Annotated in this window: 21 protein-coding genes; 12 read left to right on the top strand and 9 right to left on the bottom strand. The window is 64.5% G+C overall.

The annotated features are described in order from the left end of the window. Nucleotides 1–72: 72 nt before the first annotated feature. Together CU669_RS09985 and CU669_RS09980 are read right to left on the bottom strand one after the other, a co-directional pair. Nucleotides 73–777, bottom strand: a complete 705-nt coding sequence (locus CU669_RS09985) for a helix-turn-helix domain-containing protein (RefSeq protein WP_112144237.1) — start codon at nt 775–777, stop codon at nt 73–75. Nucleotides 778–781: 4 nt separating this feature from the next. Further along, nucleotides 782–1480, bottom strand: coding sequence for a cyclic nucleotide-binding domain-containing protein (locus CU669_RS09980; RefSeq protein ID WP_112144228.1), 699 nt, complete (start codon nt 1478–1480; stop codon nt 782–784). Between the two features lie 236 nt (nt 1481–1716). Here CU669_RS09980 and murI point away from each other — a divergent pair, with 236 nt between their 5' ends. Beyond that, complete coding sequence (gene murI / locus CU669_RS09975; RefSeq protein ID WP_112144227.1) at nt 1717–2538, top strand: glutamate racemase; 822 nt, start codon at nt 1717–1719, stop codon at nt 2536–2538. Here murI and CU669_RS09970 read toward each other — a convergent pair. Then, a complete protein-coding gene (locus tag CU669_RS09970) occupies nt 2535–2732 on the bottom strand; it encodes a CCE_0567 family metalloprotein (protein ID WP_112144225.1) in 198 nt (65 codons plus the stop codon). The two genes, murI and CU669_RS09970, sit on opposite strands and share 4 nt — an antisense overlap. Before the next feature lie 496 nt (nt 2733–3228). Here CU669_RS09970 and CU669_RS09960 point away from each other — a divergent pair, with 496 nt between their 5' ends. Next, nucleotides 3229–3462, top strand: coding sequence for a TraR/DksA C4-type zinc finger protein (locus tag CU669_RS09960; protein ID WP_112144222.1), 234 nt, complete (start codon nt 3229–3231; stop codon nt 3460–3462). A 123-nt stretch (nt 3463–3585) separates the two neighbouring features. Here CU669_RS09960 and CU669_RS09955 read toward each other — a convergent pair whose 3' ends face one another. From CU669_RS09955 to CU669_RS09940, 4 genes are all read right to left on the bottom strand, one after another. Next, complete coding sequence (locus CU669_RS09955; RefSeq protein ID WP_112144220.1) at nt 3586–4347, bottom strand: SDR family NAD(P)-dependent oxidoreductase; 762 nt, start codon at nt 4345–4347, stop codon at nt 3586–3588. 123 nt (nt 4348–4470) lie between these two features. Beyond that, nucleotides 4471–5505, bottom strand: coding sequence for an enoyl-CoA hydratase/isomerase family protein (locus CU669_RS09950; RefSeq protein WP_112144218.1), 1035 nt, complete (start codon nt 5503–5505; stop codon nt 4471–4473). Nucleotides 5506–5649: 144 nt separating this feature from the next. Beyond that, on the bottom strand, nt 5650–7176 hold the full coding sequence (locus tag CU669_RS09945; RefSeq protein ID WP_112144216.1) for a malonate--CoA ligase: 1527 nt from the start codon (nt 7174–7176) through the stop codon (nt 5650–5652). Between the two features lie 104 nt (nt 7177–7280). Then, complete coding sequence (locus tag CU669_RS09940) at nt 7281–7940, bottom strand: GntR family transcriptional regulator (protein ID WP_112144450.1); 660 nt, start codon at nt 7938–7940, stop codon at nt 7281–7283. A 224-nt stretch (nt 7941–8164) separates the two neighbouring features. On the opposite strand from CU669_RS09940, the gene CU669_RS09935 reads away from it, so the two are divergent. The 10 genes from CU669_RS09935 (at nt 8165) to CU669_RS09890 (ending at nt 20705) form a co-directional block, all read left to right on the top strand. Continuing rightward, on the top strand, nt 8165–9301 hold the full coding sequence (locus CU669_RS09935) for an isobutyryl-CoA dehydrogenase (protein WP_112144214.1): 1137 nt from the start codon (nt 8165–8167) through the stop codon (nt 9299–9301). Between the two features lie 195 nt (nt 9302–9496). Beyond that, nucleotides 9497–10387: a 3-hydroxyisobutyrate dehydrogenase gene (gene mmsB / locus CU669_RS09930; RefSeq protein WP_112144212.1), complete on the top strand. Its 891-nt coding sequence runs from the start codon at nt 9497–9499 to the stop codon at nt 10385–10387. A gap of 251 nt (nt 10388–10638) precedes the next feature. After that, nucleotides 10639–11505 (top strand): ABC transporter ATP-binding protein, encoded by an 867-nt coding sequence (locus tag CU669_RS09925; RefSeq protein WP_239988652.1) that lies wholly within the window; start codon nt 10639–10641, stop codon nt 11503–11505. Then, nucleotides 11502–13433 carry a long-chain fatty acid--CoA ligase gene (locus CU669_RS09920; RefSeq protein WP_112144210.1) on the top strand — a complete coding sequence of 644 codons (1932 nt, stop codon included), beginning with the start codon at nt 11502–11504 and terminating at the stop codon, nt 13431–13433. Before CU669_RS09925 ends, CU669_RS09920 begins: the two co-directional genes overlap by 4 nt. 240 nt (nt 13434–13673) lie before the next feature. Then, a complete protein-coding gene (locus tag CU669_RS09915; RefSeq protein WP_112144208.1) occupies nt 13674–14567 on the top strand; it encodes a branched-chain amino acid ABC transporter permease in 894 nt (297 codons plus the stop codon). A gap of 136 nt (nt 14568–14703) precedes the next feature. Beyond that, complete coding sequence (locus tag CU669_RS09910; protein ID WP_112144206.1) at nt 14704–15774, top strand: branched-chain amino acid ABC transporter permease; 1071 nt, start codon at nt 14704–14706, stop codon at nt 15772–15774. Nucleotides 15775–15832: 58 nt separating this feature from the next. Further along, nucleotides 15833–17071 carry an ABC transporter substrate-binding protein gene (locus tag CU669_RS09905; RefSeq protein WP_112144204.1) on the top strand — a complete coding sequence of 413 codons (1239 nt, stop codon included), beginning with the start codon at nt 15833–15835 and terminating at the stop codon, nt 17069–17071. A gap of 84 nt (nt 17072–17155) precedes the next feature. Next, complete coding sequence (locus CU669_RS09900; protein WP_112144202.1) at nt 17156–17980, top strand: ABC transporter ATP-binding protein; 825 nt, start codon at nt 17156–17158, stop codon at nt 17978–17980. Then, on the top strand, nt 17980–19209 hold the full coding sequence (locus CU669_RS09895) for a phenylacetate--CoA ligase family protein (protein WP_112144201.1): 1230 nt from the start codon (nt 17980–17982) through the stop codon (nt 19207–19209). Before CU669_RS09900 ends, CU669_RS09895 begins: the two co-directional genes overlap by 1 nt. Nucleotides 19210–19214: 5 nt before the next feature. Next, on the top strand, nt 19215–20705 hold the full coding sequence (locus CU669_RS09890) for an aldehyde dehydrogenase family protein (RefSeq protein ID WP_112144199.1): 1491 nt from the start codon (nt 19215–19217) through the stop codon (nt 20703–20705). On the opposite strand, the gene CU669_RS09885 is transcribed toward CU669_RS09890, so the two are convergent. Then, nucleotides 20692–21003 (bottom strand): HepT-like ribonuclease domain-containing protein, encoded by a 312-nt coding sequence (locus tag CU669_RS09885; RefSeq protein ID WP_239988651.1) that lies wholly within the window; start codon nt 21001–21003, stop codon nt 20692–20694. The genes CU669_RS09890 and CU669_RS09885 overlap by 14 nt on opposite strands. A gap of 34 nt (nt 21004–21037) precedes the next feature. Continuing rightward, nucleotides 21038–21382, bottom strand: coding sequence for a nucleotidyltransferase family protein (locus CU669_RS09880; RefSeq protein WP_239988650.1), 345 nt, complete (start codon nt 21380–21382; stop codon nt 21038–21040). Between the last annotated feature and the right edge of the window lie 17 nt (nt 21383–21399).

Raw genomic sequence — 21399 nt, 5'->3', positions numbered from 1 at the left:
GCAAAACCGCCGCCTTGACGTTTGTTAAGCAGCTTTGGCGGATTGCTTATTTGTAATGCAAATCGAAGAAATTCACTCGCCGCCGCCCTCGCGGACGAGACGGCGAAGCGCCTCGATATCGGTGATTTCCACCTCGCGACCATGGGTTTCGACCCCCACCGTCTTCAACCGATTCAGCGCCCGCGACAGGCTTTCCGGCGCGATGCCGATTCGGCTGGCCAAAACGGACTTGGTGATGGGCAGCCGCACCCGGTCGGAATTGCCGTCCGCCGCCGTCTTCGCCGCCAGGGCGAGCAGAAAGGTCGCCAGCCGCTGGCTGGGCGACTTGCTTTTCAATTCGCTGATTTCATGGATCAGCCGTGTCTGCCAGCGCGACAGCCCCGACAACAGGGTCAGCCCCATGGCGGGCCGGTCGGCGAGGCGCTTCAAGAACTGCTGGGCCGGGACATGGGCCAGCCGTGAACCCGCCGACACCTCGCAGTTCAACGGAAAGACGCCCGACGAGAAGATGGCGGCCTCGGCGAAGGTGCAGACGGAATCGAACACCTCGATGATAGACTGGTCGCCGGTCTCGGTCAGGGCGAACAGATTGACGCGGCCTTCCATCACCACGAAGAAGCGATCCGCCCGGTCGCCTTGGCTGAACAGCAATTCCGTCTCGGGGTAGGAAGCCACATGGGCGCCGTCCAGCAGCAGCGCCAGTTCCTCGGACTTTAAACCGGCCAGCAGCGGAGCGCGGGCGATGACGGCGAAATCGGCGGGGGTCAACGCGCTCATGGGATCATCCGACCTCGTCTTCGGCGCAGAAATCGCGCAGTCGTTCCACATCGGCGATAACCACCAGATTATCGGGCCGGGACTCGACGCCGACCCGGGCCAGCTTGCCCAACGCCCGCGACAGACTTTCCGGCTTCATGCCCAACTGGTCGGCCACTAGACGCTTGTCGTAGGGAAAGCGCAGCTCGACCCGGCCGTCCTCGGCCTCGGTCATGGTCAGCAGGAAACTGCCCAGGCGCTGGGCGGTGGTTTTCAGCTTCAACTCGGCGATCTGGCGGACCAGCATGCGCAGCCGCAGCGACATGGTGGTCAGCATGTGCAGCAAGATGTCCATGCGCTCTTCCAGGCGCGCCCGGAAAGCCTGCGCCGGGATCGCCAGCAGTCGCGCCTGGGTCAGCACCCTGGCGCTCATGATATAGCGCCCCGACCCGAACATGGCGGCATCGCCCAGCACGGTGGGGCGGCGCGCCACTTCCACCACGCTTTTGCGGCCATCCACCTCCAGCGACAATTCCACATGGCCGTCCAGGACCACGAAGAAGCGGTCGACCGGCTGGCCTTCCCGGTAAAGATCATGTTCGTGAGTGAGGACGAGAACCTCGGCGCCGTCCAGCAGGCCGCGCACGTCCTTTTCCGCCAGCCCGGTGAACAAGGGGGCGAATTGCAATTGCAGCAGGACTTCCCGGTCCAGCTCCAGCGCCATGGCTTGGATCCCATCCTTATACGTTGAGCGACGAACCCTACGACGAAGGCGCAAAGCGTTCCAGTGGTTTAATGGGTTGCGGGCGGGACGCCCGCGCTCCCAACCCAGCGGAACGCGAGCGAGACGCCCGCGCTCCCAACCCAGCGGAGCGCGGGCGTCCCGCCCGCCCGGTTTAATGGGTTGCTCCCGCCTCGCGGACACGGCTAAAACAAGTTCGGTCATTTAGGGATCAGGTAATGAGCGACATCGCGGCGCTGCCCATTGGAATTTTCGACTCCGGCGTCGGAGGTCTGACCGTGCTGAAGGCGGTGCGTGAACGCCTGGGCACCGAATCGCTGATCTATCTGGGCGACACCGCCCGCCTGCCTTACGGCACCAAAAGCGCCCAGACCGTGGCCGCCTATGCCCTGGAGGCGTCGCGCCGCTTGGTCTCCTACGGGATCAAGGCGTTGCTGGTGGCCGACAACACCTCGTCGGCCCATGCCCTGGATGCGCTACGGGCCGAATTCCCCGGCCTGCCGGTGATCGGGGTGGTGGAACCGGGCGCCGCCGCCGCCGCCGCCGCCTCGGCCCGCGGCCGCATCGTGGTGGTGGCGACGGAAAGCACCGTCCAGGCCGGAACCTATCCCCGCGCCATCCTGCATTCCCGCCCCAACGCCCAGGTCACCCAGTTGCCCTGTCCGCTGTTCGTGTCCATGGTGGAAGAAGGCCTGGTGGACGGCCCCATCGCCGAGCAGATCGCCCGCCACTATCTGGAACCGCTGTTCAGCGGGCCCGAGGCCGCCGATTGCCTGCTGCTGGGCTGCACCCATTTCCCCGCCCTGGCGCCGCTATTCCGGCGCTTGCTGGGGCCCGACGTGGCGGTGGTGGATTCGGCCTCGACCACCGCCATGGTGATCGAGGATCTGTTGGCCTTGCGGCGGCTGAAGACGCCCGGACGTGGTCCGGGCGCCATCCGCTATCTGGCCACCGACGCGCCCGAGCGGTTCGCCCGGGTGGCCCGCGTCTTCGTTCCCTGGCCCATGGAAGCCTCGGAGATCGAAAGCATCGACCTTTAGCCGCCAGCCTGCTTCAGGCGGCCGCGCGCCTCGGTCAGGCGCTGGTAGAGGTCATGGCAGTTCTTGGCCACCTCGGGAATCTTCTCCCAGCCGATGGGCAGTTCCTCGGACAGGTCGTGCAGATCCATCTTGGCCTGGGTCGCCTGGGCGTTCAGCTTCTTCACCTCGGCCTTGATCGCGTCAACGTCGCTCATATGCTGGCATCCTGAAACATGGGCGGTGGCGGCACCGCGAGTGTAGTGCCACCGAAGCCCCGCCTCAACCCGCCATGCGGAAGGGCTGCCCTGCGCGTTCGGACTCCGCGGCTCGCCTCTGCTTGCCCGAAGCGGAGGGTTGGACATCAAAGCCCACGCGGGTGCGGTAGCAAGACAGGCACCACAGCACCGGCGCGAGCACCCGCTCGCGGATAATGGAGTGGCGGGTTTCCCGGTTACAATGGGGGCAATGACAATATTCGTCCTTAGCGGGGATCATGGAAGTGCGTCGCCTGATTTAAAGTTGGTGCTGACATAAGGCTTGCGGAGGATTTCGGCAAGCGAAGGTTCCATGACGCGGAACGCGCCATCACGTGACGGCCTATTTTCCGGGCAATTGCGGCAAGAGAATGGCGGACCGCAACGAACTCTTCATTTTTTCCTTTGGCCCAAGCCTGCCAAGCTCCCACCCACCACCAAAACGAGGAGGGTTGGCTTGGACGATCTCGATTATGCCGCTGAACGGGCCCAGGTTTTCACCGAGGCCGCCTTGCAATCCGTACTGGGCCGCATGGCCGGTCCCCCGTCCACCGGCGTCTGCCGGTCCTGCACCGACACCATCGAGGCCGAACGCCTCAGGGCCAATCCCAAGGCGAAGCTGTGCGCTTGCTGCGCCGCCGAGGAGGAACACCACCGGCTGCGCTCGCATCGCTGCGGCCCAAGATCCTAGACCGGGTTTTGCCTTTGTCGGGCGGGCGAGACGCCCGCGCTCCGAACGGCGCGCCATTCATGGAGCGCGGCCGTCCCGGCCGCTTTCCCCAAGAGTCGTCTCATCGGCCGAGCGGTTTAAGCACTACTGCACGGGCATCCGAACGGCACCATCCAGACGGATGGCGCTGCCGTTGAGCATGGGATTGTCGATGATCGCCAGAACCATCTTGGCGAATTCCTCCGGCCGTCCCAGGCGGTGCGGGAACAAGGTGGAGGCCACCAGCCCTTCCATCACCTCTTCGGGCATGCCCGCCAGCATGGGAGTCTCCATATAGCCGGGGGCCACCGCCATGACCCGGATGCCCAGCGGCGCCAGTTCGCGGGCGGCGGGCAGCGACAGGGCGGCGACGCCGCCCTTGGACGAGGCATAGGCGCATTGGCCGATCTGACCGTCCCAGGCGGCGATGGAGGCGGTGTTGACGATGACGCCGCGCTCAGCCCCGTCCAGCGGCTCCAGCGCCGCCATGTCGGCGGCGGCCAGGCGCATGACGTTGAAGGTTCCCACCAGATTGACCTGGATGACGCGGGCGAAGGTTTCCAGCGGCATCGGCCCCTTGCGCCCCACCACCTTGCCCGGCGTCACAACCCCGGCGCAGCTGACCGCGATGCGGGCGGGGCCATGGGCGGCCCGCGCCTTCGCCAGGGCGGCGATGGTGGAGGCCTCGTCGGTGACGTCGCAAGCCGCGAAGACACCGCCGATTTCCTTGGCGGTCGCTTCGGCGCGGGCGGCGTCGATGTCGAACACCGCCACCTTGGCGCCCTGGGCCGCCAGGGCGCGGGCGGTGGCTTGGCCCAGCCCGGAGCCGCCGCCGGTCACGATGGCGGCCAATGCTTTAATGTTCATGGGACAGCTTCCTTCTGCTGGCTCGTCACCCCCGCGAAAGCGGGGGTCCATGGCGGCAGCCTCATCATCGCCGGAGACATGGATTCCCGCTTTCGCGGGATTGACGGGAAATGGAGGGATCTCTTAGAAACTCAAATCGCCACAACCCGGCACCGCATCGAAAGCCGCCAGCACCTCGGCGGCGCTTCCCCTCTCCCGCCATTTCGGGGCGTTGTCGCGGTCGATCAGCAGGGCGCGGATGCCCTCGACGAAGTCGTGGGCGGGCGCCAGGGCCAGGGCGAGGCGGAATTCCATGCGCATGCACTCGTCGAAGCCCATGGTCCGCCCGCGCTTGATCATCTCGAAGCTGACCGCCACCAGATGGGGCGACTTGGCGCGCAACGCCGCCAAGGTCTCGGCGGCGAAGGGATCGGATTCGGCTTCCAGCGCCGCGAAGACCGCGTCCAGACTGTCCTGGCCGAAGCAACGGTCGATCAGGGCACGCTTGTCGTCCAGGGGCGCCGGGCCGGGATCGGAGGCGAAGCCGCTCAGTATCGCCTCCACCTCGGCTGCGTCACGGGCTTCCGACAGTGCCTCGCGCAAAGCGGGCATGCGCTCGCTGTTCACATAATGGGTGGCGACGCCCACATGGAGCGTATCGGCCGCCTTCAGCCGGGTGCCGGTCAGGCCGAGATACTGGCCGATGGCACCGGGCAGATGGGGCAGGAAATGGCTGCCGCCCACATCGGGGAAGAAGCCGATGCCGGTCTCCGGCATGGCGAACAGGGTGCGCTCGGTGGCGATTCGGTATTTGCCGTGCACCGAAACCCCGACGCCGCCGCCCATGACGATGCCGTCGATGAAGGCGATATAGGGCTTGGGCATTGTCTTGATGCGGCGGTTGAGGCGGTATTCGTCGCGGTAGAAGGCGGCGACGAACTCCAATTCACCGGCCTTGCAGGCCTCGTGCAGCAGCTTGATGTCGCCACCGGCGCAGAATGCCTTTTCCCCCGCGCCCTCGATCACCACGGCGGCGATTCCGTCGTCCTTGGCCCAGGCTTCCAATTGCGGATGCATCAGATGGATCTGGTCCAGCGTCAGGGCGTTCAGCGCCTTGGGCCGGTCGAGCACGATCTGGCCGAGATTGCCCAGCCGTTCGAAATGAATCTCAGAGGTCATGGCACCTTCCCTAATCACACTCACAATCGTCATTCCCGCGAAAGCGGGAATCCATCTGTCCACCCGCTCAATCTTCCGCCACGCGATCGGAGACCGTAGCCAACATGGACCCCCGCTTTCGCGGGGGTGACGAGACAAGGAAACCTAGATCCCCGCCTTCCACTGGGCGGCGTAGGAATCCCGCAGCACGTTCTTTTGCACCTTGCCCATGGCGTTGCGCGGCAGTTCGCGCACCAGCACCACCTGCTTGGGCACCTTGTAATTGGCCAGCCGACCGCGCAGGTCCGCGATGATGCCGTCGGGGGTCAGGGCGGTCTGGGCCGGGGTGACCACCAGGGCCAGGCCCGCCTCGCCGAAATCGGGATGGGGCATGCCCACCACGGCGGATTCCACCACGCCCTCCATGCGGTCGATGGCGTCCTCCACCTCCTTGGGATAGACGTTGTAGCCGCCCGAGATGATCAGATCCTTGGCGCGGCCGACGATGGAGACATAGCCCCGCGCGTCCACCACGCCCACATCGCCCGACTTGAAGAAGCCGTCCTCGGTGAAGTCGGCCTTGGTCTTCTCCGGCATGTTCCAATAGCCCTTGAAGATGTTCGGCCCCTTGACCTCGATGATGCCGACCTCGCCCTGGGCCAGCACCTTGCCGTCCTCGCCGGTGATGCGGAGCGCGACATCGGGCAGCGGAAAGCCCACCGTGCCCGCCCGGCGTTCGCCATCCAGCGGATTGGAGGTGAACATACCGCCCTCGGTCATGCCGTAGCGTTCCAGGATGGTGAAGCCGGTCATGGATTTGAAGGTGTTGAAGGTCTCTTCCAGCAGCGGCGCCGAGCCCGAGATGAATAGCCGCATATTCCGGCAGGCCTCGGGCGTCAGGTTGGGGCTGGACACCAGACGGGTGTAGAAGGTGGGAACCCCCATGAACACGGTGGCCTTGGCCAGCAGCCCGATTGCCTGCTCCGCGTCGAATTTGGGGCAGAAGATCATGGGCGTGCCGTTGAGCAGCACGCAGTTGATGGCGACGAACAGCCCATGGGTATGGAAGATGGGCAGGCAGTGCAGCAGCACGTCGTCGGGCCGGAAGCCCCAAAGCTTGTGCAGGGTTGCCGCGTTGGCGGCCAGATTGTCGTGGCTGAGCATGGCGCCCTTGGGCCGCCCGGTGGTGCCCGAGGAATACAAGATGGCGGCGATATCGTCGCCGCCACGGGTCGAGGTGGCGATGTCGGAGGCCTGCGCCTTGGACCGCTCCATCAGGCTGCCGTCGCCCTTCATGCCAAGGGTCAGCACGCAGGTCTTGATGCCGGACTTGGCCGCCAGCGCCTCCAACTCGGCGAGGCGGCTGGGCTGGCACACCACGGCGGCGGGCGCCGCGTCGGTCAGGAAGTATTCCAGCTCGTCGGACTGATAGGCGGTATTCAGCGGCAGCAGAATGGCCCCCGAACGCAGACAAGCCACCACCAGGGCGACGGCTTCCGGCGACTTGTCCACCTGCACCGCCACCCGGTCGCCCGGCTTTACCCCCACCGACACCAGCAGATTGGCGAAGCGCGCCGAGATCGCTTCCAGATCGCCATAACTCAAGGTGGCGCCATCCGGAACCTGAATGAACGGACGGGACCGGTCGGCGGGAAAGCGCGAGCGGAACAGCTCGAACAGATTGCCCAACATGCGGTGTCTCCCCGGCAGGTTATTGATTGGCTCCAGCCGATAGCACACCCAAAGCCATCGCGCCAGTGCATTGTATCCAGAAACCGCATCTTCTGGATACAAGGCTACGACATAATGGACACGAACTCGGCGAAGATGTCGGCCTGGATGGTCACATGCTTGCGCATGGCGGCTTGGGCGCGGTCGGGATCGGCGGCGGCGATGGCGGCCACCACCTCGCCATGTTCGGCGAAACTGCCGTCGACCCGATGGGGGTGGTTCAACTGATAGCGCCGATAGGGCGCTAGCCGGGCGAACAGCGAGCGCGCCATTTCCTGGAGCACCTCGTTGTGGCTGCCGTCATAGATGGCGTCGTGGAAGGCGCGGTTGACGGCGTAATACTCGTCGAGGTCGCGGGCCTCGCACATGCGGGCCGCCTTGCCGTGCAGATCGGCCAGATTGGTCTTTTCGTCAGGCGACATGCGGCGGGCGGCATAGCGGGCGCACAGCCCCTCAACCTCGCTCATCACCTCGAACATCTGCACCATGCGATGCAGGTCCAGCGGCGCCACCACCGCGCCCTGGCGCGGCTTCTTGACCACCAGCCCCGAGAACACCAGTTGCAGGATGGCCTCGCGCACCGGGGTGCGCGACAGACCGAAGCGGGCGGCCAGGCTTTCCTCGTCCAGGCGGGTGCCGGGCCGCAGATTGCCCTGGAAAATCTCTTTCTCGATGACTTGGCGGATTTCATCCGCCCTCGTCGCAGGCCGTTTCTGTTCGCTCATCTCGCCCACCGCATCCCGGATGTCTGGCGGCATCAATATACATAATTGCCGAAATATGTCTAAGCCCCTTCGGCATCTTGCACACAAATTTTGCCTTTTACGTATACAGGATATGGACCTTTCGCATCCCCTGTGCTAATTCCCTAGCCATCGATCATCATGATCGCTACGCTTTTTCGGCAAACAACCGGACCAGAAGAGTTCGGATCAGGGATGGACGACTCATGAATTTCGGCCTCACCGAGGATCAGGAAGCCTTTCGCCGCGCCGCGCAGGATTTCGCCCAGGGCGAGATGGCGCCCCATGCCGCGGCCTGGGACGAGGACTCCATCTTCCCGGAAGATTGCCTGCGCAAGGCCGCCGAATTGGGCTTCGCCGGAATCTATGTGAAGGAGGATGTGGGCGGCTCGCAATTGTCGCGGCTCGACGCCGCCCTGATCTTCGAGGAACTGGCCGCCGCCTGTCCGTCCACCGCCGCCTATATCTCCATCCACAACATGGCGTCGTGGATGATCGACACCTTCGGCACCGAGGAGCAGCGGCGCCGCTGGCTGCCCGATCTGGCCGCCATGACCACCTTCGCCAGCTATTGCCTGACCGAGCCCAACGCGGGATCGGACGCCGCCAGCTTGCGGACCAGGGCCGAACGCGTTGGCGGGCATTATGTGCTGAACGGCACCAAGGCCTTCATCTCCGGTGGCGGCCGCTCGGACGTCTATGTGGTGATGGTCCGCACCGGCGGCCCCGGCCCCAAGGGGATTTCCTGTCTGGTGGTGGAGGCCGGAACCCCCGGCCTGTCCTTCGGCAAGCAGGAGAAGAAGCTGGGCTGGAAGAGCCAACCCACCGCCTCGGTCATCTTCGAGGATTGCCGGGTGCCGGTGGCCAACCGCATCGGCGCCGAGGGCGACGGCTTCAAGATCGCCATGAAGGGACTGGACGGCGGCCGCATCAATATCGGCGCCTGTTCCTTAGGGGGAGCCCGGCGCTGCCTGGACCTGGCCATCGACTACACCAAGCAGCGCCAGCAGTTCGGCCAAGCCATCGCGTCCTTCCAGGCGACCCAGTTCAAACTGGCCGACATGGCGACGGAACTGCACGCGGCCCGGCTGATGATCCACCGCGCCGCCGATTCGCTGGACCGCGCCTCGCCCGAGGCCACTGTTCATTGCGCCATGGCAAAGCGCATGGCCACCGATACGGGGTTCGCCGTGGTGGACGCGGCGCTGCAACTGCACGGCGGCTATGGCTACATCAAGGAATATCCCATCGAACGCTATCTGCGCGACCTTCGGGTCCACCAGATTCTCGAAGGGTCCAACGAGATCATGCGGGTGATCGTCGGGCGGGCGCTGACGGGTTAGGCGAGAGCCCCCACCCCAACCCCTCCCCACGAGGGGGAGGGGCTAGAACCAACCTCCCTTCCTCTTGATGGGGAGGGGCCACGACCATCCTCCCCTCCCCTCGATGGGGAGGGGCCACAACCATCCTCCCCTCCCCTTGATGGGGAGGGGCTGGGGGTGGGGTGGAAACGAAAATAACTTAAGGGAGGCAAAGCAATGGCGAGCGTCGGTTTCATCGGTCTGGGCAATATGGGTGCGCCGATGATGCGCAACCTTTTGAAGGCCGGACACGCGGTCAAGGCCTTCGATCTGTCCGAACCGGCGCGCAAGGCCGCCACCGATGCGGGCGCCAACGCGGTATCCTCGGCCCGCGAGGCCGCCATGGGCGTCGATGTGGTGGTCACCATGCTGCCCGCCGGAGCCCATGTGAAATCGGTGATGCTGGGCGACGACGGTCTGTTCGCCGCCGCCAAGCCGGGCACCCTGTTCATCGATTCCTCCACCATCGACGTGGCGACGGCCCGGCTGGTGGGCGAGGACGCGGCCAAATCCGGCCACGCCTTCGTCGATGCCCCGGTATCGGGCGGCGTCGGCGGCGCCGAGGCCGGAACGCTGACCTTCATGGTCGGCGGCCCCGACGCCGCCTTCGAACGCGCCAAGCCCTTCCTTGAAATCATGGGCAAGACCATCGTCCATGCCGGTGGCCCCGGCAACGGTCAGGCCGCCAAGATCTGCAACAACATGCTGCTGGGCATTTCCATGATCGGCACCTGCGAGGCCTTCGCCCTGGCCGAGAAGCTGGGCCTGGATCACCAGAAGCTGTTCGACATCGCCTCCAAGTCGTCGGGCCAGAACTGGTCCATGACCACCTATTGTCCGGTGCCGGGCCCCGTCCCCACCTCGCCCGCCAATCGCGATTACAAGGCGGGTTTCGCCGCCGCCATGATGCTGAAGGATCTGAAGCTGGCGGTGGAAGCCGCCCAGGTGGCGGGCGCGACCATTCCGCTGGGTGCCGAGGCGGCGCAGCTCTACGCCATGATGGTGAACGGCGGCGATGCCGGTCTCGATTTCTCCGGCATCATCCACATGTTGCGGGGAAAAGCGTGAGCTGGAGCGCAGCGACTAGGCCGTTGAGGCCGCCGCAGCGTTGCCGGAAGCGAAGCGAAGGCAAAAGCGAGGAAAGCCAAGGGCACGGAGGTGCCCGCCGACGTCTGAGGCGAAATGAAATAAGCGACTTGCACCGCGATTAAAAAAACGTATGCTCGTTTTCAAGATGGAGCCCACCACCAAGGCGGGCCCAACCAGGGTGGAACTTCATGGTCGGCCGACAATGCCGATCCGGTCCGGGAGCCAGGATCATGTCCGCAGATAAGAACGCAGCGCCCGTGGCGCGCCGGGAAGCCGAAGGCCGCCCGGTGCTCGAGGTGCGCCCCGTACTCCAAGTACGCGACGTGTCGTTGGGCTTCGGCGGCGTGCGCGCCCTGACCGAGGTCAGCTTCGAGGTCAACAAAGGTGAGCTGTTCTCCATCATCGGCCCCAACGGCGCTGGCAAGACCTCCATGCTCAACTGCATCTCGGGCCGCTACCACCCGACCTCGGGGCGCGTCCTGCTCAACGGCCGCGACGTCACCGACCTGACCCCCAATGTGCGCGCCACCCTGGGACTGGGCCGCACCTTCCAGAATCTGGCGCTGTTCGGCCATATGAGCGTATTGGACAACATCATGGTCGGCCGCCATCACCTGCTGCGCAACAATGCCGTGACGGGCGCGCTCTACTGGGGCAGCGGCGCGCGGCGCGAGGAACTGGCACACCGCCGCAAGGTGGAAGACATCATCGATTTCCTGGAAATCGCCCATATCCGCAAAGCGGTGGCGGGCACCCTGCCCTATGGTCTGCGCAAGCGGGTGGAGTTGGCCCGCGCCATGGCGGTCGAGCCTTCCATCATCCTGCTGGACGAGCCCATGGCGGGCATGAACCTGGAAGAGAAGGAGGACATGGCCCGCTACATCGTCGATCTCAACGAGGAATGGGGCATGACGGTGGTGATGATCGAGCACGACATGGGCGTGGTGATGGACATCTCCCAGCGGGTCATGGTGCTGGAATTCGGCCGCAAGATCGCCGAGGGGCTGCCCGACGAGGTCATGGCCAACGAGCGGGTGAAGGTCGCCTATCTGGGCATCGACGACGATGAGGAAGCCGCCGGGGAGAGCGCAGCGTGACCAGCCATCTCGATACCGCCGCCCACGACACCTTCCCCAAGGCGCTGATCCATAACGCGTCGCGCTGGCCGAACGACACCGCCATGCGCGAGAAGGAGTTCGGCATCTGGAACGCCTTCACCTGGGCCGATTACCTGGAACGGGTGAAGATGATCGCGCTGGGCCTGCATGCGCTGGGCGTGCAGCGGGGCGACGTGGTCGCCATCCTGGGCAAGAACCGGCCCGAAAGCATCTGGGGCGAGGTTGCCGCCCATGCCATCGGCGCCATGTCCATGGGCATCTATCACGATTCCATGAATGCCGAGGTGGCCTATCTGCTGACCTATACCGGCGCCACCACGGTGCTGGCCGAGGACGAGGAGCAGGTGGACAAGCTGCTGGAAATCTCCGCCGAGGTTCCCTGCCTGAAATACATCGTCTATTTCGATCCGCGCGGCATGCGCAAATACAGGGACGAAAGGCTGATTTCAGCCACTGATCTGCGCTTGAAGGCCGAAGACCTGCTGCAGGCCAAGCCCGGCCTGTTCGAGGACGAGGTGGCCAAGGGCAAGGGCGACGACGTCGCTATTCTGTGCACCACCTCCGGCACCACCTCGAACCCTAAGCTGGCCATGCTGCAGGCCGGTCCCTTCCTGCGCCATTCCGCCGCGTATCTGCGGGCCGATCCAAAGGAAGCGGGCGATGACTACGTCTCGGTGCTGCCGCTGCCCTGGATCATGGAGCAGATCTACGCCGTGGCCCAGCCGCTGGTCTGCCGCAACATCGTGAATTTCGTCGAAGAGCCGGAAACCATGATGGCCGACATGCGCGAGATCGGCCCCAATTTCGTCCTGCTGGCGCCCCGCATGTGGGAAGGCATCGCCGCCGATATGCGCGCCCGCATGATGGATTCCACCAAGTTCAAGCAATGGATGTTCAATCTGGGCATGAAGCTGGGCATGAAGGCGCTGGACGCGGGGAAGCGTTCCAAGCTGGCCGACATCATCCTGTTTTCCGCCCTGAGGGACCGCATCGGATTCTCGTTCCTGCGCTCGGCCGCCACCGGCGGCGCGGCGCTCGGCCCGGATACCTTCCGCTTCTTCCTGGCCATGGGGGTGCCGCTGCGCCAGATCTACGGCCAGACCGAGCTGGCCGGGGCCTATACGGTGCATCGCGAGGGCGACATCGACTTCGATTCGGTCGGCATTCCCTTCGACGACGCCCAGTTGCGCATCGCCAACCCGGACGCCAATGGCGTCGGCGAGATCGTGGCCACCACCGACGGCATGTTCACCGGCTATTACAAGAGCCCGGAAAGCAGCACTGCCGACATCGTCGACGGCAACTGGCTGAAGACCGGCGACGCCGGTTACATCAAGAAAGAGAACGGCCATCTGGTGGTGATCGACCGCATCAAGGATCTGGCGACCACTTCCGCCGCCGTGCGCTTCTCGCCGCAATTCATCGAGAACAAGCTGAAATTCTCGCCCTTCATCGCCGAGGCGGTGATCCTGGGCGACGCCAAGCCCTATCTGTCGGCCCTCATCTGCATTCGCTTCTCCATCGTGGCGAAATGGGCGGAGAGCAAGGCCATCAGCTTCACCAACTACACCAACCTGTCGGCGCAAGCGGCGGTCTACGAGCTGCTGACCGCCGAGGTGGAAAAGGTCAACCAGACCCTGCCCGAGCCGCAGCGCATCCGCAAATTCCTGCTGCTCTACAAGGAGCTGGACGCCGATGACGGCGAGTTGACCCGCACGCGGAAGGTCCGGCGCGGCGTCATCAACGACAAATACGGCGACATCATCGATTCGGTCTATGCCGACCGCGAGATGGTGCCGGTGGACGCGCTGATCACCTTCCAGGACGGCACCAAGTCCCGCATCAAGACCGATTTGAAGGTGGTGACCCTGCTGCCGCCGCCTGCCGCCCAGATGGCCGCCGAATAGGAGACCGCCGATGAGACGCGCGCAGTACCTGTCGCCCCCCACCCCAACCCCTCCCCACGAGGGGGAGGGGCTTGACGCCAACGCTCCCCTCCCCTTGATGGGGAGGGGGCCCCATTCTCTCGCTCCCCTCCCCTTGATGGGGAGGGGGCCCCATTCTCTCGCTCCCCTCCCCTTGATGGGGAGGGGTCGGGGGTGGGATGCGCCGCCGCACCGTCCTTGGACCGAGTAGGATAAGCCGCCATGGAATCCAATCTGCTGTTCCAGTTGATCGTCAACGGCGTCATCGTCGGCACGCTGTATGGCGTCGTCGCCATGTGCTTCGTGCTGATCTACAAGTCCACCCAGGTGGTGAACTTCGCCCAGGGCGAGTTCCTGCTGATCGGCGCCTGGACTTGCTGGTGGCTGGTCACCAGCATGGCGCTGCCGTTCTGGATCGCCTTCCCGCTGACCTTCGTCTTCATGTTGGTGTTCGGCATCGTGCTGCAGATGGTGGTGCTGCGCCCGCTGATCGGCGAGCCGGTCATCTCGGTGATCATGGTCACCATCGGCCTGTCCATCTTCTTCCAGGCGGTGATGAAGTCCATCTTCGGTGTCTGGGCCCAGCCCTTTCCCGAAATCTTCCCGGTGAAATCGGTCAATGTGCTGGGCCTGCAGGTCCAGCCCGCCTATCTGATGAGCCTGGTGGTGTCCGTGGTCATCATGGGACTGTTCGCCTGGTTCTTTAAGTATTCGCGCATGGGCCTCGCCATGCGGGCCACCGCCTTCAACCAGCAGGTGGCGCAAAGCCTGGGCATCTCGGTCAAGAACGTGTTCGCCATGGCCTGGGCCATCTCGGCCATGGTGTCGGCCCTGGCCGGGGTGGTGGTGGGCATGGTCAACGGCGTGTCCTCGGCCCTGTCCTTCTTCGGCATCAAGGTGTTCCCGGCGGTGATCGTCGGCGGGCTGGATTCCATCGTCGGCGCCATCATCGGCGGCCTGATCATCGGCCTGTTGGAAAATCTGGCGGAATACGCCGACGGCCAGTACCTGCACCTGGGCAATCTCTACACCGTGGCGCCGTTCTACGTGCTGGTCATCATCCTGATGATCAAGCCCTACGGCCTGTTCGGTACCAAGACGATCGAGAGGGTGTGATCATGCGGTTTGCGCCTTTGTCCCCCACCCCAACCCCTCCCCACGGGGGGGAGGGGCTTGACGCTCCAGCTCCCCTCCCCTTGATGGGGAGGGGTTGGGGGCGGGGTGATTCGCACGACGGTAAAAGGGACGCGTCATGATCAGTAGCAGCCTCATTCCCTGCGGCCAGTTCAAGACCAGCTACGCGGCCGACACCACCTTGTTCCTGACGCCCGCGTCGCGGAACTGGTGCCTGTTCGGCATCGCGGTCGCCCTGGCGGCGCCGCTGGTTTTGTCCAACTACCTTTTGGCCCTGTTGATCCAGATCGGCTATTACGGCATCGCCGCCCTGGGGCTGAACATCCTGGTCGGCTCCACCGGTCAGATCAGCCTGGGTCATGCCGCCTTCTTCGGCTTCGGCGCCTTCGCCTCGGCGTGGCTGAACAACAGCTTCGGGGTGCCGGTGCTGGCCGCGATCCCGCTGGCCGGTGTGCTGACCACGCTTTTGGGCCTGCTGTTCGGCATTCCCGCCGGGCGGCTGAAGGGTCTGTATCTGGCCATCGCCACCTTCGCCTCGCAGTTCATCCTGGAAGACTTCTTCTCGCGGGCCAACTGGTTCACCGGCGGCTCGAGCGGCGCCCAGGCGAACCCCATCAACGTGTTCGGCTATGAGATCGGCGGCGACAAGGGCTTCTTCTACGTGGTGTTGTTCTTCGTCCTGGTCATGTATCTGCTGGGCGCCAACCTGCTGCGCACCCGCGACGGCCGCGCCTTCGTCGCCGTGCGCGACCACTACCTGTCGGCCGAGGTCATGGGCATCAACCTGACCAAGTACCGCATCCTGTCCTTCGGCATCTCGTCGTTCTACGCTGGTGTCGGCGGCGCGCTCTATGGCCACTATCTGGGCTTCGTCTCGGCGGAAGGCTTCACCATCCTGCTGTCCATCCAATTCCTCGGCATGATCATCATCGGCGGCATGGGCTCGGTGATGGGCACCCTGATGGGCACCGCCTTCATGGTCCTGCTGCCCGAGGGCACCGAGGCCGCCGTCAGCACCATCAAGCATTTCACCGGCGATATTCCGGCGCTGACCAGCGCGCTGGCCTATATCAAGGAAGCGGCCATCGGCCTCGCCATCGTGCTGTTTTTGATTTTCGAGCCCGACGGCCTCGTTCACCGCTGGCGTCTGATCAAGTCTTATTGGAAGCTGTATCCGTTCTCGTACTGACAAAACCAAAAACAACAATACGCAAAATCGCGAATCAACCCATGGGAGGAACACTCGAATGAAGCGGATTCTGTTCACCGGAGCGGCGCTGGCCGCCTTGGCCGTAACCACCGGCGGCGCCAATGCCGCCGACGGCATCCTGGTCGGCCACATCGCCGACATCACCGGCGCCACCTCGTCCGTGGGCAAGCCCTATGGCCAGGGCATCGCCGACGCCATGAACTACATCAACGCCCATGGCGGCATCAATGGTCAGAAGATCATCTTCGAGACCGTGGATTACGCCTATGAAGTGCCGCGCGCCATGGCCGCCTACAAGAAGCTGACCGGTTCCGAGAAGGCGGTCGCCATCCAGGGCTGGGGCACCGGCGACACCGAAGCCTTGGTCACCAACGTGGCCAAGGACGAGATCCCGTATTTCTCGGCCTCCTATTCCGGCCATCTGACCGATCCCCAGGGCAAGACCTCGGTGAAGGGCGCGCCCTACAACTTCTTCTACGGCCCCAGCTATTCCGACGGCTGTCGCGGTCTGGTCCAGTGGGCGCACGAGGACTGGAAGAAGAAGGGCGGAACGGGCAAGGCCAAGTTCGTCCATATGGGCGACAACCACCCCTACCCCAACTCGCCCAAGCAGGCCTGCGGCGCCTATGCCAAGGAACTGGGCTTCGACGTGCTGAATGAAATCCAGTATTCGCTCAAGCCCGGCGACTTCAAGGCCCAGTGCCTGTCGCTGAAGGAATCCGGGGCGAACTACGCCTATCTAGCCAATACCTCGGGCTCGACCATCTCCTTGCTGAAGTCGTGCGAGACGGTGGGCGTCAATGTTCAGTTCCTCGCCAATATCTGGGGAACCGACGAAGGCTCGCTGAAGACCGCGGGCGAAGCCGCCGACAAGCTGACCTGGGTGGTCGGCGCCGCCACCTGGGCCGACGACGTGCCCGGCATGAAGCTGGTCAAGGACATCTCCAAGGTCTCCGACGCCAGCGGCGCCGAGGCCCGGCCGGTGCACTACATCCGCGCCATCTGCTCGGTCTACTATATGAAGGAAGCCATGGAAGCCGCCGCCAAGTCGGGCGGCATCACCGGCCCCAACATCAAGAAGGCCATGTATGGCAAGAAGGATTGGGTGCCCGCCGGTCTGGAAGGCGTCTGCCTGCCGTCCACCTGGACCGCCGAGGACCATCGCGGCACCACCGCCGTCAAGGTCTATCAGGCCTCCACCAAGGGCGGAAACATCGGCATGAAGCAGATCTATACCGCCGAAATCCCCCGCCGCAAGGAATGGCTGGGCTGGTAAGCGATTGCGGGCGGGACGCCCGCGCTCCGAAGCGATACATGGAGCGCGGGCATCCTGCCCGCTTTTTCCGGACAGGAACCGAACATGGCCGAACCCGCATTGAAGCTCGACCCGTCCGAGATCCTTCTCTCGGTCAACAATATCGAAGTGGTCTACGACGACGTCATCTTAGTGCTGCGCGGCGTCAGCCTGGACGTGCCCAAGGGCAAGATCGTCACCCTGCTGGGGCCCAACGGCGCGGGCAAGTCCACCACGCTGAAGGCCATTTCCGGCCTGCTGGGCACCGAGGACGGCGAGGTCACGCGCGGCAATATCACCTTCATGGGCGAGGACATCGCCAACCGCGCCCCGGAAGAGATCGTGCGGCGCGGCATCTTCCAGGTCATGGAAGGCCGCCGCATCATCGAGGACATGACGGTCACCGAGAATCTGCGGCTGGGCGCCTTCACCCGCAAGGACGGTGGCGCCGCCATCCGCAACGACATCGATCTGGTGTTCAACTATTTCCCCCGCCTGAAGGAGCGCACCGGCCTTGCCGGCTATCTGTCGGGCGGCGAGCAGCAGATGCTGGCCATCGGCCGCGCCATGATGGCCCGGCCCAAGATGATCCTGCTGGACGAGCCCTCCATGGGCCTGTCGCCGCTTTTGGTCAAGGAGGTGTTCGGCATCATCGAGAAGCTGTGCGCCGAGACCGGCGTCACCATCTTGCTGGTGGAGCAGAACGCCCGCATGGCGCTGAAGATCGCCGAATTCGGCTATATCATGGAATCCGGTAAGATCGTGCTGGACGGACCCAAGGACGACCTTGTCAACAACGAGGACGTCAAGGAGTTCTATCTGGGCGGCGACAAGGAACGCAAATCCTTCAAGAACCTGAAATCCTACAAGCGCCGGAAGCGGTGGCTGTGATGACCGAATTCTACGACGCCCTGGAAACCCGCTCCACCGACGAGCGGGAATCGGCCCTGTTCGAGGCGCTGCCCGATCAGATCGCCCTGGCCAAGGCCGATGCCGGGGCGTTCGGCCGTTCGCTGGCCGAGGTGGACCCGGCCGCCGTCACCGACCGCGCCGCCCTGGCGAAACTGCCGGTGCTGCGCAAGTCCGAGCTGATCGACCTGCAACAGGCCGACCCGCCCTTCGCCTCGCTGATTTCCACGCCCAAGGGCGAGCTTCGCCGGGTCTTCGCCTCGCCCGGCCCCATCTACGACCCGGAAGGCTGGGACAATGACTGGTGGCGTATCGCCCGCGCCCTGTTCGCCGCCGGTTTCCGCCGGGGTGAGCTGATGCACAACTGCTTCTCCTACCACTTCACCCCCGGCGGCGTGATGTTCGAGACCGGCGCCCACGCCCTGGGCTGCCCGGTGTTCCCGGCCGGTGTCGGCAACACCGAAAGCCAAGCCAAGGCCATCGCCGATCTGCGCCCCACCTGCTATGGCGGCACGCCGTCCTTCCTCAAGATCATCCTGGAAAAGGCCGAGGAGATGGGCCTGGACCATTCCTCGCTGACCAAGGCCTGCGTCTCGGGCGAGGCCTTGCTGCCGCCGCTGCGGCAGGGCTTGAAGGATCTGGGGGTCGAGACGACCCAGTGCTACGCCACCGCAGATCTGGGCCTGATCGCCTATGAGACCGCCGCCCGCGCCGGTCTGGTGGTGGACGAGGCGGTCATCGTCGAGATCGTGCGGCCGGGAACCGGCGATCCCGTCGCCCCCGGCGAGGTGGGCGAGGTGGTGGTCACCAGTTTCAACGCCGACTATCCCCTGATCCGCTTCGCCACCGGCGATCTGTCGGCGGCGCTGGAGGGCGCCTCCCCCTGCGGCCGCACCAATATGCGCCTGAAGGGCTGGATGGGCCGCGCCGACCAGACCACCAAGATCAAGGGCATGTTCGTCCATCCCCGTCAGGTGGCCGACGTGGCCAAGCGTCATCCGGAAGTTCTCCGTGCCCGCCTGGTGGTAGACAAGGCGGGCGAAGCCGACCTGATCACCTTGAACGTGGAATGTGCGTCTTCCGATCCGGCCCTGGCCGCCGCCATCCGCGACAGTTTCCAGTCCCTGTGCAAGCTGAAGGCCGAGGTGGCGTTCCACGCCCCCGGCAGCCTTCCCAACGACGGCATCGTCATCCAAGACAAGAGAGCCTGACCATCATGACCCTGACCCCCGAGCTCGATCCCTTCAAGCTGGCCAAGACCCTTTCGGCAAAGCATCTCATCGGCGGCAAGTTCGTCGCCGCCAGGTCAGGCAAGACCTTCGACGTGGACAATCCGGCCACCGGCGAGGTCGTGGCCACCGCCGCCTTCGGCACCAGGGAAGACGTCATGGACGCCGTCGCCTCGGCCAAGGCGGCCCAGAAGGAATGGGCCAAGATGGCGGCGCGCCAGCGCGGCAAGCTGGTGGCCGAATGCGGCCGGGTGCTGTCCAATCATGTGGAGGAGCTGGGCCGTCTGGTGGCGCTGGAAACCGGCAAGGCGCTGCGCACCGAAAGCCGGGTCGAGGCCGGGGTGCTGGCCGACATGTTCGTCTTCTTCGGCGGGCTGGGCAGCGAGTTGAAGGGCGAGACCATCCCCTTCAACCCCGACATGCTGACCGTCACCGTGCGCGAGCCGGTGGGCGTGGTCGCCTGCATCATTCCGTGGAACGTGCCGCTGCTGCTGATGGCCATGAAGGCCGCCGCCGCCCTGGTGGCGGGCAATGCCGTGGTGGTCAAGTCGGCCGAAGAAGCGCCGCTGACCGTGCTGCGCGTCGCCGAGATCATGAACACCGTCCTGCCGCCCGGCCTGTTCAACATGCTGTCCGGCTTCGGCCCGGAATGCGGCGCGCCGCTGGTGGAACACCCCGACGTCAAGAAGGTGAGCTTCACCGGTTCGGTGGAGACCGGCCGCATCGTCTACAAGGCGGCGGCCGAGAAGCTGATCCCCGTCACCCTGGAACTGGGCGGCAAGAGCCCCATGATCGTCTGCGCCGACGCCGACATGGACCAAGCCGTGGCGGGCGTCCTGGCCGGGATGCGCTTTACCCGCCAGGGCCAGAGCTGCACCGCCTCCTCGCGTCTGTTCGTCCACGAGTCCATTCACGACGAACTGATCGCCAAGGTGAAGGCCAAGGTGGACGCCATGGTCATGGGCGATCCGCTGGACGAGAAGACCGATATCGGCACCATCGTCTCCGACGGCCAGTTGGAGCGCGTGCGCTCCTACATCAAGCTGGGCGAGGAGACCAAGGGCGCCACCAAGCATGTCTGCTCGGCCATGCCCACCGATCCCCGCCTCAGCAAGGGCCGCTTCGTCCAGCCGGTGATCTTCACCGGACTGAAGAACTCAGACCGCATCTGCCAGGAAGAGATCTTCGGCCCCGTCTGCGCCGTCATCAAATGGAGCGACTACGAGGACGTCATCGCTCAGGCCAACGATTCCGAATACGGCCTGGCCGCCTCCATCTGGACCCGCGACATCAAGGTCGCCATGGACGCCACCCGCCGCCTGGAGGCGGGCTTCGTGCAGGTGAACCAGAATCTGGTGGTGCAGCCCACCCTGTCCTATGGCGGGGTCAAGACGTCCGGCATCGGCAAGGAGGCCTCGCTGGAATCCATGCTGGAACACTTCACCCACAAGAAGTCCATCATCTTCAACATGAAGTGAGCCAGTCCCGTTCGGCAAGCAGGGCAACGCGGAGAGGAGCGAGATCGGTGGTGGCCACATCCCAAACGACGCCAGGATCGACAGTGCCGTATTCGTGCGCGATCACGTTGCGCATTCCGCGCATCTCCCTCCAGGCAATGAAAGGATGCCTGCCCTCTACGCCAGGAGCCAGATGCCGCGAGGCCTCGCCAATGATGAACAACTGGTACGTGACCGCACTGACCAGCATGCCGTTTGCCAGAAAATCCGCCTTGCCGCCATGGTCGATGAACTCCTCGATGCGGGTGATCGCATCCAAGATGTCCTCGACTCGGGATCGGAATCGAGTCAACTCAGAAGCGGAAGACATCAATCCCGTCCTGCTCGATATGAGGAAGAATCCGGGGCTTCGCCGAGCGCCGGAGAACCACATCGACGTCGCGCCCGAGCCAATCGGCCGTCTCGTTCTGGACGCCGCACAAGGTCAGAAGACTGAACTTAGCGTTCGGATCGATGTCGATCACCAGATCCACATCGCTGTCGGGACCGGCTTCACCGCGCGCCATGGAGCCGAATACGGCAAGGCGCGTGACTCCCTTCCCCCGATAGAAGCTTTCATGCTCTTTCAGGATGGCGATCACATCGGCAAGGGTCTGTGCACGTCCCATAAGGCGTAGTTTAGCAAATTCACGATACAAGGACAAAGGGCATCCCC

It is taken from the genome of Paramagnetospirillum kuznetsovii, from assembly GCF_003284725.1.
GTDB classification, from domain to species: Bacteria; Pseudomonadota; Alphaproteobacteria; order Rhodospirillales; family Magnetospirillaceae; genus Phaeospirillum; species Phaeospirillum kuznetsovii.
The sequence above is the reverse complement of the archived record's forward strand: the minus strand, read 5'-3'. Positions and strand labels throughout refer to the sequence as shown.

What these genes read in the sequence shown, in the direction of transcription:
- CU669_RS09985 (WP_112144237.1), bottom strand. Translation starts at nt 777, where the DNA reads ATGAGCGCGTTGACCCCCGCCGATTTCGCCGTCATCGCCCGCGCTCCG.
- CU669_RS09910 (WP_112144206.1), top strand. Translation starts at nt 14,704, where the DNA reads ATGATCAGTAGCAGCCTCATTCCCTGCGGCCAGTTCAAGACCAGCTAC.
- CU669_RS09970 (WP_112144225.1), bottom strand. Translation starts at nt 2,732, where the DNA reads ATGAGCGACGTTGACGCGATCAAGGCCGAGGTGAAGAAGCTGAACGCC.
- CU669_RS09915 (WP_112144208.1), top strand. Translation starts at nt 13,674, where the DNA reads ATGGAATCCAATCTGCTGTTCCAGTTGATCGTCAACGGCGTCATCGTC.
- CU669_RS09890 (WP_112144199.1), top strand. Translation starts at nt 19,215, where the DNA reads ATGACCCTGACCCCCGAGCTCGATCCCTTCAAGCTGGCCAAGACCCTT.
- CU669_RS09895 (WP_112144201.1), top strand. Translation starts at nt 17,980, where the DNA reads ATGACCGAATTCTACGACGCCCTGGAAACCCGCTCCACCGACGAGCGG.
- mmsB (WP_112144212.1), top strand. Translation starts at nt 9,497, where the DNA reads ATGGCGAGCGTCGGTTTCATCGGTCTGGGCAATATGGGTGCGCCGATG.
- CU669_RS09935 (WP_112144214.1), top strand. Translation starts at nt 8,165, where the DNA reads ATGAATTTCGGCCTCACCGAGGATCAGGAAGCCTTTCGCCGCGCCGCG.
- CU669_RS09925 (WP_239988652.1), top strand. Translation starts at nt 10,639, where the DNA reads ATGTCCGCAGATAAGAACGCAGCGCCCGTGGCGCGCCGGGAAGCCGAA.
- CU669_RS09980 (WP_112144228.1), bottom strand. Translation starts at nt 1,480, where the DNA reads ATGGCGCTGGAGCTGGACCGGGAAGTCCTGCTGCAATTGCAATTCGCC.
- CU669_RS09940 (WP_112144450.1), bottom strand. Translation starts at nt 7,940, where the DNA reads ATGAGCGAACAGAAACGGCCTGCGACGAGGGCGGATGAAATCCGCCAA.
- CU669_RS09945 (WP_112144216.1), bottom strand. Translation starts at nt 7,176, where the DNA reads ATGTTGGGCAATCTGTTCGAGCTGTTCCGCTCGCGCTTTCCCGCCGAC.
- CU669_RS09950 (WP_112144218.1), bottom strand. Translation starts at nt 5,505, where the DNA reads ATGACCTCTGAGATTCATTTCGAACGGCTGGGCAATCTCGGCCAGATC.
- CU669_RS09905 (WP_112144204.1), top strand. Translation starts at nt 15,833, where the DNA reads ATGAAGCGGATTCTGTTCACCGGAGCGGCGCTGGCCGCCTTGGCCGTA.
- CU669_RS09955 (WP_112144220.1), bottom strand. Translation starts at nt 4,347, where the DNA reads ATGAACATTAAAGCATTGGCCGCCATCGTGACCGGCGGCGGCTCCGGG.
- CU669_RS09900 (WP_112144202.1), top strand. Translation starts at nt 17,156, where the DNA reads ATGGCCGAACCCGCATTGAAGCTCGACCCGTCCGAGATCCTTCTCTCG.
- murI (WP_112144227.1), top strand. Translation starts at nt 1,717, where the DNA reads ATGAGCGACATCGCGGCGCTGCCCATTGGAATTTTCGACTCCGGCGTC.